At 69.9% G+C, this 12,380-nt stretch carries 11 protein-coding genes; 4 read left to right on the forward strand and 7 right to left on the reverse strand.

Translation table 11 applies throughout. From position 1 onward, the window contains the following. The first annotated feature begins 43 nt into the window (after positions 1 to 43). Positions 44 to 1,012 carry a diacylglycerol/lipid kinase family protein gene (locus ACSNOD_RS00070; protein ID WP_436764578.1) on the forward strand — a complete coding sequence of 323 codons (969 nt, stop codon included), beginning with the start codon at positions 44 to 46 and terminating at the stop codon, positions 1,010 to 1,012. Positions 1,013 to 1,329: 317 nt separating this feature from the next. Beyond that, positions 1,330 to 1,587 (forward strand): WhiB family transcriptional regulator, encoded by a 258-nt coding sequence (locus tag ACSNOD_RS00075; protein WP_003983230.1) that lies wholly within the window; start codon positions 1,330 to 1,332, stop codon positions 1,585 to 1,587. 181 nt (positions 1,588 to 1,768) lie between these two features. Here ACSNOD_RS00075 and ACSNOD_RS00080 read toward each other — a convergent pair whose 3' ends face one another. Further along, positions 1,769 to 3,238 carry a sensor histidine kinase gene (locus tag ACSNOD_RS00080; protein WP_436764642.1) on the reverse strand — a complete coding sequence of 490 codons (1,470 nt, stop codon included), beginning with the start codon at positions 3,236 to 3,238 and terminating at the stop codon, positions 1,769 to 1,771. 527 nt (positions 3,239 to 3,765) lie between these two features. Then, complete coding sequence (locus ACSNOD_RS00085; RefSeq protein WP_436764579.1) at positions 3,766 to 4,380, reverse strand: TetR/AcrR family transcriptional regulator; 615 nt, start codon at positions 4,378 to 4,380, stop codon at positions 3,766 to 3,768. Positions 4,381 to 4,483: 103 nt separating this feature from the next. Here ACSNOD_RS00085 and ACSNOD_RS00090 point away from each other — a divergent pair, with 103 nt between their 5' ends. Beyond that, positions 4,484 to 5,257, forward strand: a complete 774-nt coding sequence (locus ACSNOD_RS00090; RefSeq protein WP_436764580.1) for an SDR family oxidoreductase — start codon at positions 4,484 to 4,486, stop codon at positions 5,255 to 5,257. Positions 5,258 to 5,388: 131 nt separating this feature from the next. On the opposite strand, the gene ACSNOD_RS00095 is transcribed toward ACSNOD_RS00090, so the two are convergent. The 5 genes from ACSNOD_RS00095 to ACSNOD_RS00115 all read right to left on the reverse strand — a co-directional run bounded on the left by ACSNOD_RS00095 (position 5,389) and on the right by ACSNOD_RS00115 (position 11,273). Beyond that, positions 5,389 to 6,459 (reverse strand): SIS domain-containing protein, encoded by a 1,071-nt coding sequence (locus ACSNOD_RS00095; RefSeq protein ID WP_436764581.1) that lies wholly within the window; start codon positions 6,457 to 6,459, stop codon positions 5,389 to 5,391. 51 nt (positions 6,460 to 6,510) lie between these two features. Next, complete coding sequence (locus ACSNOD_RS00100) at positions 6,511 to 8,082, reverse strand: glycoside hydrolase family 3 protein (RefSeq protein WP_436764582.1); 1,572 nt, start codon at positions 8,080 to 8,082, stop codon at positions 6,511 to 6,513. A 10-nt stretch (positions 8,083 to 8,092) separates the two neighbouring features. Further along, positions 8,093 to 8,923, reverse strand: a complete 831-nt coding sequence (locus ACSNOD_RS00105) for a carbohydrate ABC transporter permease (RefSeq protein WP_436764583.1) — start codon at positions 8,921 to 8,923, stop codon at positions 8,093 to 8,095. Next, entirely contained in the window at positions 8,920 to 9,912 is a 993-nt protein-coding gene (locus tag ACSNOD_RS00110) for a carbohydrate ABC transporter permease (RefSeq protein ID WP_436764584.1), read from the reverse strand. Before ACSNOD_RS00110 ends, ACSNOD_RS00105 begins: the two co-directional genes overlap by 4 nt. A 104-nt stretch (positions 9,913 to 10,016) precedes the next feature. Continuing rightward, positions 10,017 to 11,273, reverse strand: coding sequence for an extracellular solute-binding protein (locus ACSNOD_RS00115; RefSeq protein WP_436764585.1), 1,257 nt, complete (start codon positions 11,271 to 11,273; stop codon positions 10,017 to 10,019). A gap of 252 nt (positions 11,274 to 11,525) precedes the next feature. Here ACSNOD_RS00115 and ACSNOD_RS00120 point away from each other — a divergent pair, with 252 nt between their 5' ends. Further along, positions 11,526 to 12,296: a GntR family transcriptional regulator gene (locus tag ACSNOD_RS00120; RefSeq protein WP_436764643.1), complete on the forward strand. Its 771-nt coding sequence runs from the start codon at positions 11,526 to 11,528 to the stop codon at positions 12,294 to 12,296. Positions 12,297 to 12,380: the final 84 nt, after the last annotated feature.

A 12,380-nucleotide genomic window follows, 5' to 3' on the forward strand; every position in this document is an offset into this window, starting at 1 on the left:
GCGGGCTGGGCCGCCGTACCGGCAGGTAGGTAGTCTGCTGGGCATGCGTGCACTCCTCGTGGTCAATCCGGCGGCAACGACGACGAGTGCCCGCACCCGGGACGTCCTGATCCACGCCCTGGCCAGCGATCTCAAGCTGGAGGTGGCGACCACGGAGTACCGGGGACACGCCCGGGACCTCGCCCGGCAGGCCGCCGAGGGCGGCGAGACCGAGCTCGTCGTGGCGCTCGGCGGCGACGGCACCGTCAACGAGGTCGTCAACGGGCTGCTGCACCACGGCCCCGCCCCGGAGGCGCTCCCCCGGCTCGCCGTGGTGCCCGGCGGCTCCACCAATGTGTTCGCCCGTGCCCTGGGGCTGCCCAATGAGGTCGTGGAGGCGACCGGGGCACTGCTGGACGCGCTGCGCGACCGGAGCGAGCGGACCGTCGGGCTGGGGCTGGCGTCGGGCACTCCGGGCACCGACGACGAGGCGGCACCCGCCCGCTGGTTCACCTTCTGCGCCGGCCTCGGGTTCGACGCCGGCGTCGTGGGCCGGGTCGAACAACAGCGCGAGCGCGGCAAGCGCTCGACCCATGGTCTCTACGTGCGCCAGGTGGTCCGGCAGTTCTTCGGCGAGCAGCACCGGCGGCACGGCCCCATCACCCTGGAGCGCCCCGGCGAGGAGCCGGTCGACGGGCTGGTGCTGTCGATAGTCTGCAACACCGCCCCCTGGACCTATCTGGGCAATCGCCCGGTGTACGCCTCGCCCGAGGCGTCCTTCGACACGGCCCTGGACATCTTCGGGCTCCACCGGCTCTCCACGGCGGCCGCCACCCGTTCGATCGCCCAGTTGCTCACCTCCTCCCCGGAGCGCGGACCGCGCGGAAAGCACGCCCTGTCGCTGCACGATCTGACGGACTTCACCTTGCAATCCCAGGTGCCTCTGCCCTTTCAGATGGACGGCGACCACCTAGGGCTCCGTACGAGCGTGACGTTCACAGGCGTACGCCGTGCACTGCGTGTGATTGTGTGAGCGGAAGGGACGAAAGTCCTTTCACTCGAACGTTTAGGCCAGCCTCCACCCCCTGGAAGTACGGCTGTGACGGAGGCGACACCAAGGATTCAAAAAAAACTTTCCAGAAGGGGTTGTATCCGCCGCCGAGGTTTGCGAGTCTCTTCATGGCGATCGGGACGGCCTCGCACATGGCCCCCTTGAGAGCCCGAATCCTCCCCCTCTTCCCACTGGGACCGCACCAGGCAACTGGACGTCGGCCCCTTCCCTTGCGGGGGGATTCGTGAAAGCGTTCACATTCACAAGCAACCACCGCAACACAAGGAGATGGAGCAGCCATGGACTGGCGTCACCGCGCCGTTTGCCGCGAGGAAGACCCCGAGCTCTTCTTCCCCATCGGCAACACCGGTCCTGCGCTGCTGCAGATCGAGGAAGCCAAGGCCGTCTGCCGTCGCTGCCCCGTCATGGAGCAGTGCCTGCAGTGGGCGCTGGAGTCCGGCCAGGACTCCGGCGTGTGGGGTGGCCTCAGCGAGGACGAGCGCCGCGCTATGAAGCGCCGCGCCGCTCGCAACCGGGCGCGCAACGCCAGCGCCTGACACACCCCTGTGCCAGGGCGGCGCGTGTGCCTCAGCAGCGGTTATCGCTGACGGCCCGTACGCACCTCCCGTCCCCCGAGCCGCAGCGCGCAGTATCCACATGCGTATCGCGACATAAGCTTCTGAGCCCTCGGGTTCGTACTTCATCAGTACGGACCCGAGGGCTCAGCGCTGTTCGCGGTCAGTTCTTCTCGCCGCGCACGGGGATGTCGAGCAGAACGCGAGTGCCGCCCTCCGGCACCGGCACCATGTCGAAGGTTCCGCCCAACTCCCCCTCCACCAGTGTTCGTACGATCTGCAAGCCGAGGTTTCCGGCGACCTGAGGGTCAAAGCCGGAGGGCAGTCCGCGGCCGTCGTCCTGGACGGTCACGAGCAGGCGGGCGTCCGTACGGGTGCCGCCGCGGACCGCGGTGACCTCCACCGTGCCCGTCTCCCCCGGCCCGAACCCGTGCTCCAGTGCGTTCTGCAGGATCTCGGTGAGCACCATCGACAGGGGCGTGGCGACCTCCGCGTCCAGGATGCCGAAGCGGCCCGAGCGGCGGCCCGCGACGCGTCCCGGCGAAATCTCCGCGACCATGGCCAGCACGCGATCGGCGATCTCGTCGAACTCGACCCGCTCGTCCAGATTCTGCGAGAGCGTCTCGTGCACGATGGCGATCGAGCCGACCCGGCGGACGGCCTCCTCCAGAGCCTCGCGCCCCTGGTCGGACTCCATCCTGCGGGCCTGGAGGCGCAGTAGGGCCGCGACGGTCTGGAGGTTGTTCTTCACTCGGTGGTGGATCTCCCGAATGGTGGCGTCCTTGGTGATCAGCTCGCGCTCACGGCGGCGCAGTTCGGTGACGTCGCGCAGCAGGACGAGGGAGCCGATGCGGGTGCCCTTGGGCTTCAGCGGGATGGCCCGCAGCTGGACGACGCAGTCGTTGTTCTCCACCTCGGTCTCCCGCGGCGCCCAGCCGCTCGCGAGGGTGACCAGCGCTTCGTCCACCGGGGCCCGCGAGGGGGCGAGCTCCGCGGTGGCCTGGCCCAGGTGGTGGCCGACGAGATCGGCGGCGAGCCCCAGCCGGTGGTAGGCGGAAAGGGCGTTGGGGCTGGCGTACTGGACCACGCCCTCGGCGTCCAGCCGGATGAGGCCGTCGCCGACGCGCGGCGAGGCGTCCATGTCGACCTGCTGGTCGGGGAAGGGAAAGGCGCCCGCGGCGATCATCTGCGCCAGGTCGGAGGCGCTCTGCAGATAGGTCAGTTCGAGCCGGCTGGGGGTCCGTACGGTCAGCAGGTTGGTGTTGCGGGCGATGACGCCGAGGACGCGGCCCTCCCGGCGGACCGGAATGGACTCCACCCGCACCGGCACTTCCTCACGCCACTCGGGGTCGCCCTCCCGGACGATCCGCCCCTCGTCGAGCGCGGCGTCCAGCATGGGCCGGCGGCCCCGGGGCACGAGGTGGCCCACCATGTCGTCCTGGTACGAGGTGGGGCCGGTGTTCGGCCTCATCTGCGCCACGGAGACATAGCGGGTGCCGTCCAGGGTCGGAACCCACAGCACGAGGTCGGCGAAGGAGAGGTCGGAGAGCAACTGCCACTCCGAGACCAGCAGGTGCAACCACTCCAGGTCGGCGTCGTCGAGGGCGGTGTGCTGGCGTACGAGATCGTTCATGGACGGCACACCGGCGAGCCTACCCGGGTGGCGCGCGGACACGTTTCTTCACAGTGTGTGACCGGTTCCGCCGAGCGAAGCGGTCACCGCTCCTCGGAAAACGGTCGTTTTTCGCCGGGAAAACCATGGACAGTGACGAATGGTCTAGTCCACAATGGTCGATGCTTCACTCTTTCGGGCGCTAGCCTCTAGGCTCGGCCTTCAGGCCGCGGCGCGAAGGGGCGAAGCGGCCGGAAGCGCGACCGAGGCACTCCGTCTCGCGCGCTTCATCCGTTACGCCGGCGCTCTCTCCGAGCGACGCACCCATGACCCCGCCCTCCCCGCACAGGAGGGCGGACGAGGCCCGACGCGCATTCCGCCCTGACTGCGCCACGGCCTCCTGGTCGGCCCGATCCGCCGCGGGGCCCGCACGCCCCGCACCGCTGACGGGCCGACGTCGATTCGGGCTGCGGTGCCGGGCAGGTTGAGGGTCCTGCCCGTGCGCCGCGGCCCGATGTACGTTTGCGTCCGGGCCGCCCCGCCGGCCGTCAGCCCCGGCGCCGCTCCGGCCAGACCCGCATCGCGGTGCGCGCGACACCTTCCAGGGTCGTACGGTCCGCTCCGTCCCGCGCCTGCTGGGACATCCCGCCGATGACCGCGGCCGTGAACACGGCCAGACCGTGCGCGTCGGTGTCGGCGGGCAACTCCCCCGCCACGACATCCGCCCGGATGCGGGCCTCGATCCGGTCGACGTTGGCCCTGCGGCGCTCCGCGAGGCCCTCCCCCACATCCGCGGACTGTGGGGTGCAGTTGGTCGCGGCGCTGGCCACCAGGCAGCCGCGGGGGTACCCGGGGAGGGTGTGCTGCGCGGCCGTCTCGCGCAGCAGTCGCTCCACCGCCCGGCGGGCGGTCGGCTCCTCCTCGAGCGCCGCCTGGACGTAGCCGCCGAAGTCCCGCACGTACGCCTCGACGGCCTCCTCGAAGAGCGTCTTCTTGTCACCGAAGGCGGCGTAGAGACTCGGGGCCTTGATCTCCATGGCCCGGGTGAGATCGGCGATGGACACCGCCTCGTAGCCGCGGTCCCAGAACTCCATCAGGGCCGCCTTGAGCGCCGCCTCGCGATCGAAGGAACGCGGTCGCCCCCGCTTGCTCGTCGTCGCCATGCGCCCATCCTAAGCCGCGGCGAGATTTTCTGTAGCGAGCGATAGGAAATGCTGCTACGGTCTTTCTGTAACGACTCCTACAGAAGAAGAGGGGGGCGCGGCCATGGGCACGCTCACGGGTAAGACGGCGCTGGTCACCGGCGGCAGCAGGGGAATCGGGCGGGGCATCGCCGAGCGGCTGGGCCGGGACGGCGCCCTGGTCGGCGTGCACTACGGGCGGGACGAGACGGCGGCGAAGGAGACGGTGTCGGCCATCGAGGCCGCCGGTGGGCGGGCCTTCCCCCTCAGGGCGGAGCTGGGGCCGGCCGGTGACGCCGAGGCGCTGTGGGCGGCGTTCGACGAGGGGCTCGCGCGCCTCGGGGCCGCTCCGGGCCTGGACATCCTGGTCAACAACGCCGGGATCGACGGAGTCCGGGAGCGGATCGAGAACGTCTCGGCGGACGACTTCGACCGGATCTTCGCGATCAACGCCAAGGCGCCTTTCTTCATCACCAAACTGGGCCTGGAGCGCCTGCGGGACGGCGGTCGGATCGTCAATGTGTCCACGGGGCTGACCCATGGCGCGGCCATGCCGGAGCTGATCACCTACTCCATGACCAAGGGCGCGCTCGACGTCTTCACCGCGACGCTGGCCAAGCAGCTCGCTCCCCGGGGGATCACGGTGAACGCGGTGGCGCCGGGTGTCATCGACACCGATATGAACGCCGGCTGGCTGCGCGGCAGCGCGGAGGCCTGGGAGCAGGCCTCCGCGATGTCGGCCTTCGGGCGGGTGGGTGAGCCGCGGGACGTCGCCGACATCGCGGCGTTCCTCGCCTCCGACGACAGCCGCTGGATCACGGGGCAGTGGATAGACGCCACGGGCGGCACGCTGCTCTGAGGCGTGGCACCGGGCCCCGGGGCGCTGATGCCGCGCTCTGAGGCGTGGCGCGGGGCTCCGAGGCGCTGATGCCGCAAGCGCGTCGGCCCCCGCTCCACCGGGGGAGCGAGGGCCGACGGCAGCGGTTCGGGTCAGCGGGTCTCGGTGACCTTCGCCAGGGCGCGGGGGGCGTCCGGGTCCTGGCCACGGGCGATGGTGACCTCGTACGCCAGCATCTGCAGCGGGAGGATCTCCAGGATCGGCTGGACCTCCTCGGCCACACCCTCGGTGGGCAGGGCGAAACCGGCCGAGGCCTTGGCCACCTCGGACTGGCTGCCGATCACGACCAGGTCGGCGCCTCGGCCACGGAGCCGGTCGAGCACAGGCTGGAGTGCCTCGCCGCCCTTGCCGTCAGTGACGATCGCGATCACCGGCGAGATGTTGTCGACCATGGCGAGCGGGCCGTGGAGCAGGTCGGCGCCGGAGTAGGAGAGCGCGGGGATGTAGCTGGTCTCCATCAGCTTCAGCGCGGCCTCCTTGGCCGTGGGGTAGCCGTAGCCGCGGGAGGTGAGCACCATGCGCTCGGCGAAGCGGTAGCGGCCGGCCAGCGCCTTGACCTCGTCCTTGCGGTCGAGGATCTGCTGGGCGAGCTCGGGCAGGGCCTTGGCGGCGGAGCCGTCGCCACCGCGCAGGCCCTCGACGAAGAGGTAGAGCGCCAGCAGCTCGGCGGTGTAGGTCTTGGTCGCCGGCAGGGCCTTCTCGGGACCGGCCAGCACGTCGATGTGGAACTCCGAGACCGCGGCCAGCGGGGAGTCGGCGTTGTTGGTCACCGCGAGGGTGATGGCGCCCGCCTCACGGGCCGCCTTGGTGGAGGCCACCAGGTCCGGGGAGCCGCCGGACTGGCTGACGGTGATGACCAGCACATCGGTGAGGTCCGGCTGGGCGCCGTACGCCGTGGTGGTGGACATGGAGGTCAGACCGCAGGGCTTGCCCAGCCGCACCTCGAGGAGGTACTTCGCGTACAGCGCGGCGTTGTCGGAGGTGCCGCGCGCGGTCAGCAGCACGAAGCGGGGGTTGCGTGCCGCGACCTGCTCGGCGACCTCGCGGATCTTCGGCGCGCCCTCGTCGAGGATGCGACGCAGCACCGCGGGCTGCTCGGCCATCTCGCCGGACATGATCCGGCCCGGCTGCTCGCTGTGCTGGGTCGGAGTCGTGGCGGACATGCTGGGTGCCTCCAGTTGGCGTGGGTCGAACGGTTGGTGCTCCCGCGGCCGTCAGCCGCCGGCCCCCTTGCCGGCGACGACCTCCGCGGCGGCCCGTCCGCAGACGCGGGCGGCGCCGTGAGTCGCGATGTGCAGCGCTCCGGCGGGCGGCGCCTGGGGCACTCCCATCTCGACCACGACCGTGTCCGGCCGGGCGGCGAGCAGGGCGCCGAGTGCGTCGGCCATCCAGGGGTGGCGGTGGACGTCGCGTACCACTGCGACGATCCTACGGTCCGCCGCCGCTGTGAGCACATTTGCGATCATTGCGGGCGTACCGAGCTCGGCCATGGTCGCGGCGGAGTAGTCGGCGGTCGCGGTGCCGGGCAGCAGCCGTTCGAGCTCCGCGGCCAGTCCCCAGGGCGTCTCGTCGCCCACGGCGATGTTCGCGACCGGGGTGAAGGCGGCGACAAAAGGAGGTGCGGTCAGGGGTTGATGGGTGGTTCGGCGACTGATGGTCAGGGCGCGGCGGGCGGCGGTGAGACCGATCTCGGGGGCCGGCGCGGTCCCCTCCACCGCGCCGGGCCCCGAGGTCCAGGTGGCCAGCGCCCGCACCCGGGCGGCGGCCTCGGCCAGCCGTTCCTCGGCGAGTTCCCCGTCGCGCACGGCGGTCACCAGCGCGTCGCGCAGCCGCAGCACGATGTCCTCGTCGGCGAGTCCCCCGCCGACGCAGATGGCGTCGGCGCCGGCGGCGATGGCGAGCACACTGCCGCGGGCGATGCCGTAGGTGCCCGAGATGGCCCGCATCTCCATGCCGTCGGTGACGATGAGTCCGTCGAAGCCGAGGCCGCCCTGGTCGGCCGGTGCGCGCAGCAGGCCCGTGAGGGCGGCGGGGCTGAGCGTGGCGGGCCGGGCCGGGTCCAGCGCGGGCAGCAGGATGTGCGCGCTCATCACGGCCCGGGTGCCGGCGGCGACGGCGGCCCGGAAGGGGGCGAGTTCGCGGGAGTGGAGGGTGTCCAGCCCGGCGCTGATGCGCGGGAGGTCGAGGTGGGAGTCCACGTCCGTGTCGCCGTGGCCGGGGAAGTGCTTGGTGCAGGCGACGACCCCGGCGGACTGCAGCCCTTCCACATAGGCGGCGGTGTGCCGGGCGACGAGCGCGGGATCGGCGCCGAAGGACCGTACGCCGATGACGGGGTTGTCGGGGTTGGAGTTGACGTCGGCGGAGGGGGCCCAGTTGAAGTTGACGCCGCACTCGGCGAGCCTGCGCCCGAGCTCGCGGGCCACGGCCCGGGTCAGGTCGGTGTCGTCGACGGCGCCGAGGGCGAGGTTGCCGGGGAAGGAGGAGCCGGCGCGGGCCTCCAGCCGGGTGACGTCTCCGCCCTCCTCGTCGATGGCGACCAGGATGTCCTCGCGCTCCGCGCGCAGTCGGGCGGTGAGCGCCGCGAGTTGCTCGGGCGAGGTGATGTTGCGTCCGAACAGGCCGACGGAGGCGAGCCCTTCGCCGATGCGGCGCAGCAGCCAGTCGGGGGCGCTGGTTCCGGTGAAGCCGGGCTGGAGAACCGTGAGCGCGTCCCGGGTGAGCGCGTCCGGGGCCTGGGCGGTCGTTTTGCGGGAGGGCGGGGTGGTGCCGCTGGCGAGGGTCGTCATGGGAGGACTGTCATCCCTTCACTGCGCCGGCGGTGAGGCCGCCGACCGCCTTGCGTTGCAGGAACAGGAAGAGGATCAGAATCGGCAGGGCGAAGATCGAGGCGGCGGCCATGGTGGCGCCCCAGTCGTCGCCGAACGCGCTCTGGAAACCGGAGAGCCACAGGGGCAGCGTCTGGTATTCGGCCTCCTTGTTGAGGACCAGCACCAGCGGGAATTCGTTCCACGCGGTGATGAAGCCGAAGAGCGAGGTGGACATCAGCCCGGGTGCCAGCAGCGGGAAGATGACCTTTCGGAAGGCCATGATCCGGGTACAGCCGTCCACCATGGCGGATTCCTCGAGTTCCTTGGGCACGGCGGCGATGAAGCCGCGGAGCGTCAGAACGGTCAGGGGCAGCACCATGACGGTGTAGAAGAGGGTGAGCGGCACAAGGCTGTTGAGGACGTCCGCGTCGCGCGCGATCATGTAGATCACAATGATCATGACCTCCCAGGGGGCCATTTGCGCGATCATAAAGGTGAGGATGACGCCCTTGCGCCCCTTGAATCGCATGCGCGCGATGGCGAAGGACGCGAAGAGCGCGATGAGCAGGGACAGGACCACCGCGGCGACCGTCACCACGATGGAATTCCGCAGGAACGTCCAGAAGTTCTCCGCGGAGACGGCCGTTTCGAAGTGTTCCAGGGTGGCGTCGAAGGGGAACCACACCGGGTCCTCGGCGATGATGTCGCCGGTCGGCTTGAAGGCCGTGCTGAACATCCAGTACACGGGGAAGGCGAAGACGATGAAGAGCACGATCGCCGTCGCGTTCGGCCAGATCCGGCCGAGGAGCGAGCGCTTCACAGCTCGTCCTCCTCATTCTTCAGAACGACGCGGAGGTAATAGGACATCAGGGCCAGCAGGATGAGGATGGTGAGCAGGGAGATGGCCGCGCCCATACCGAAGCGCTGATTGCCGAATCCCTCCACGAAGGCGTAGACGGGGAGCGTCTCGGTGAGCCGGTCGGGCCCGCCCTTGTTGATCGCGAAGACCTGGGCGAACGACTTGAAGACCCAGATGACCTCGAGGAAGGTCGTGGCGAGGAAGAACGGCTTGAGGAAGGGGTAGGTCACCGAGGTGAAGATCTTCCAGGTGCCGGCGCCGTCCATGCGGGCCGCCTCGTACAGCTCCTTGGGAATGGTCGTCGTCGCCGCGTAGAGGTTGATCGCCACAAAGGGGACGGACTGCCAGACGATCAGCAGGGTGATGACGAAGAAGGTGGAGAGCTGGCTGCCGAGCCAGTTGTGGTCGGCCATGGAGTGCCAGCCGAGCGCGTCCAGCACCCAGTTGACGACGCCGAAGCGGCCGGCGAAGAGCCACTGGTAGACCGTGGTCGCGGCGATCACCGGCATGGCCCAGGTGAGCACCAGTGCCACCGAGAGCAGCAGCCTCATCCGGGTGCCGAGCCGGGCGAGCAGCAGGCCGATCAGCGTGCCCGCCACCATGATCAGGACCACATTGACGCCGGTGAAGACCACCGAGCGCCCGGTGACCCGCCAGAACTCCTCGTTGGAGAGGGTGTCGGCGTAGTTGTCGAAGCCGACCCACTCGGTCAGGCGCAGAATGAGCTGCCGCCGGTTGAGCTCCTGGAAGGAGATCATCGCGTTGCGGATCAGCGGCCAGCCGAGAAAGACCGCGGTGGCGGCCAGCGCGGGCAGCAACAGCAGATACGGCGTGGCCAGGGACCGGCGCCCGGGGCCCGTGCGCCGGCCGGGGGAGGCCCCCGGGGGCCCCGATCTCTTCGCCGTTCCCGCCGGGGTGACGGTCCCGGCCTCCTGGGACTGAACGGACATGCTGCGGTCTTCCTCCCGTGCCGCGCGCGCCGTCGCGCCGGCCGTGCCAAGGGGACGGGTTCCGCCGCGGACCGGCGAACCGGTCCGTGACGGAACCCGACGGGTCACTGCTTCTGTGCGAGCCGCTTGTTGATCTCGCCCTCGACGGCCTTGGCCGCGTCGGCGGGGCTCTGGCCGTTCAGCACGGCGGTCATGTAGCCCTTGATGGGGTTCGGCTCGTTCTCCACCGCGGCCCACTCGGGGATCAGCGGGGTGGTGCCGCCGAAGGGCACGGCGGGCGCGGCGGCCTCGGCGGCGGCGTGGCCCTTGAGGTTGCCCTTCAGCGCCTCCTTGTTCGGGATCACGCCCGCCTCCTTGGCGAGCCGGCCCTCGAACGTGTCGGAGAGAGCGATCTTGAGGAACTCCCGGGCCAGTTCCTGCTTCTTGCTGCCTGCCGCGATGGCGAGGTTCGACCCGCCCAGGAAGACACCGGCCGGCTTGTCGGCGGTCTCACCCGGGATGGTGAAGTAGCCGATCTCCTTCTCGATGGCCGGGTTGGCCTTGATGGCTCCGGCCGCTTCCCAGCCCATGCCGATGAAGGCGCCCACATTGCCCTTGGCGAAGACGGTGCCCTGATCGGGCAGCTTCTCGTCCTTGTCCTTGGGGGCCTGGGAGTAGGACTGGAACTTCCGGTAGATCTCCATGGCCTCGCCGACCTTGGGGTCGTCGAGGTTGCTGACCCACTTGGCGCCGTCCTTCTTGACGAGGTCGACGCCCTTCTCGACGGTCAGGCCGTTGAGGACGTACCAGTTCTGGCCCGGCAGGTAGAGCGGCTCCTTGCCGGTCTCCTTGATCTTGTCAAGGGCCTTGAAGAAGTCCTCGCGCGTCTTGGGGGTCTCCGTGACGCCCGCGTCGGCCCAGATCTTCTTGTTGTAGACCACCACGCGGTTGAGGGCGAACCACGGGGCGGCGTACTGCTTGCCGTTGTGCACGGCGGGCTTGTTCAGCGACTCCAGCCACTGGTCGCCGCCGAGTTCCTTCTTGAATTCGCCGAGATCGGCGAGGCCCTCGGAGGCGGCGTACGCGGCGGTCTGCGTATTGCCGAGCTCGATGACGTCCGGCGGGTTGGCCTCCGACAGCGCCGTGGTCAGCTTCTGCTGAATGCCGTTCCACTTCTGGACTTCGATTTTCAGCTTGGCGCCGGTCTTCTTCTCGAATTCGGCCGTGACGTCCTTCGTCCACTGCGCCGGGTTGGACCCGTCCATGAACCACACGGTCAGCGTCTTGTCGTCGCCACCGGAGGAACCCGAGCCGGACCCACAGGCCGCGACACTCGCCAACATCGCCACGACACCCGTCGCCGCTATGAGTCCACGCCGCACAGCACTCTCCCCTACAGGCTGGATGTGGTCTTTAATGGTTTAGACCAGTGCCCGCAGCTTGGCCTAGACCTTTTGGGGTGTCAAGGGTGTATAAGAGTCGCTGTCGGCTCCGTTACCGGACCGACATCTGGGCTGATCCGCGCGATGAGGCCGCCCGGGTCCAAGGCCGTGCCACGATGTGAGCCGCTGAAGACGGAGGAGCCGGTGACGGCAGCAGGACAGGCAGCAGGACAGGAGCCGGGAAGGCTGGTCATGAAGACCGACGCGGGCGGCGGTCCGGCCGCGGCCGAGGGCGGGAACGGCACCCGTACCGCGCGCGTGCCCAAGTACTACCGGCTCAAGCGCCATTTGCTGGAAATGACCGAAACCCTGCCGCCCGGAACGCCCGTCCCGCCGGAGCGCACGCTCGCCACCGAGTTCGACACCTCCCGCACCACCGTGCGCCAGGCGCTCCAGGAACTGGTGGTCGAGGGCCGGCTGGAGCGCATCCAGGGCAAGGGCACCTTCGTCGCCAAGCCCAAGGTGTCCCAGGCCCTGCAACTGACCTCCTACACCGAGGACATGCGCGCCCAGGGCCTGGAGCCCACTTCCCAGCTCCTCGACATCGGCTATGTGACGGCCGACGACCGGCTGGCCTCCCTGCTCGACATCGAGACCGGCGGCCGCGTCCTGCGGATCGAAAGGCTCCGGCTGGCCAGTGGCGAGCCCATGGCCATCGAGACCACCCATCTGTCCACCAAGCGCTTCCCGGCGCTCCGCCGCAACCTGGTGAAGTACACCTCCCTCTACACCGCTCTGGCGGAGGTCTACGACGTGCGGCTGGCGGAGGCCGAGGAGACCATCGAGACCTCCCTGGCGACCCCGCGCGAGGCCGGGCTGCTGGGCACGGACGTGGGCCTGCCGATGCTGATGCTCTCGCGCCACTCCCTGGACGCGGAGGGCCGCCCCGTGGAGTGGGTGCGGTCGGTCTACCGCGGCGACCGCTACAAGTTCGTCGCCCGGCTCCAGCGTCCCGCCGACTGACGGCCCCCGCCCACCTGCGACTTCGTCACCGTAGCCGTACCGGTATGCGGACGGGTAGTGACGGTGGCAAGAGCGCTGGCTTAG

Origin of the sequence: Streptomyces sp. URMC 123 (genome assembly GCF_051386515.1) — a bacterium.
Classification (GTDB): Bacteria; Actinomycetota; Actinomycetes; order Streptomycetales; family Streptomycetaceae; genus Streptomyces.

Bases quoted from the DNA above. Each gene is read 5' to 3' on its own strand.
- ACSNOD_RS00090 (WP_436764580.1), top strand. From the start codon at position 4,484: ATGGGCACGCTCACGGGTAAGACGGCGCTGGTCACCGGCGGCAGCAGG.
- ACSNOD_RS00085 (WP_436764579.1), bottom strand. From the start codon at position 4,380: ATGGCGACGACGAGCAAGCGGGGGCGACCGCGTTCCTTCGATCGCGAG.
- ACSNOD_RS00110 (WP_436764584.1), bottom strand. From the start codon at position 9,912: ATGTCCGTTCAGTCCCAGGAGGCCGGGACCGTCACCCCGGCGGGAACG.
- ACSNOD_RS00080 (WP_436764642.1), bottom strand. From the start codon at position 3,238: ATGAACGATCTCGTACGCCAGCACACCGCCCTCGACGACGCCGACCTG.
- ACSNOD_RS00100 (WP_436764582.1), bottom strand. From the start codon at position 8,082: ATGACGACCCTCGCCAGCGGCACCACCCCGCCCTCCCGCAAAACGACC.
- ACSNOD_RS00095 (WP_436764581.1), bottom strand. From the start codon at position 6,459: ATGTCCGCCACGACTCCGACCCAGCACAGCGAGCAGCCGGGCCGGATC.
- ACSNOD_RS00075 (WP_003983230.1), top strand. From the start codon at position 1,330: ATGGACTGGCGTCACCGCGCCGTTTGCCGCGAGGAAGACCCCGAGCTC.
- ACSNOD_RS00070 (WP_436764578.1), top strand. From the start codon at position 44: ATGCGTGCACTCCTCGTGGTCAATCCGGCGGCAACGACGACGAGTGCC.
- ACSNOD_RS00120 (WP_436764643.1), top strand. From the start codon at position 11,526: ATGAAGACCGACGCGGGCGGCGGTCCGGCCGCGGCCGAGGGCGGGAAC.